This window comes from Bradyrhizobium sp. Kon58 (genome assembly GCF_055807455.1).
Genome location: NZ_JBVVOT010000393.1, coordinates 1 through 280 on the forward strand (window position 1 = coordinate 1; position 280 = coordinate 280).

A 280-nucleotide genomic window follows, 5' to 3' on the forward strand; every position below is an offset into this window, starting at 1 on the left:
GCCACACCCACACGGTGGCGAAGGTAGCGATCGACGCGATCAGCAGGAACACGTTTTCCGGGATCAGGTAGTTGAGCACCACACCGCCCAGCAACGCGGCGCCCATCACCAGCACGGTCATCCACGGCACGCCGTGCCTGGACAACTGCGCGAAGCCCTTGGGCGCCTGCCCTTGCTGGGCCAGGCCGTACATCATGCGACCGGCGCCAAAGATGTCGCTGTTGATGGCCGAAACCGCCGCCGAGATCACCACGATATTGAGGATGGTCGCCGCCGAGCC

At 65.0% G+C, this 280-nt stretch carries 1 protein-coding gene; it reads right to left on the reverse strand.

Translation table 11 applies throughout. The features are described 5' to 3' along the window. A partial coding sequence (locus AC0L20_RS40890) for an amino acid permease (RefSeq protein WP_473295807.1) occupies positions 1-280 on the reverse strand: 280 nt, incomplete at both ends.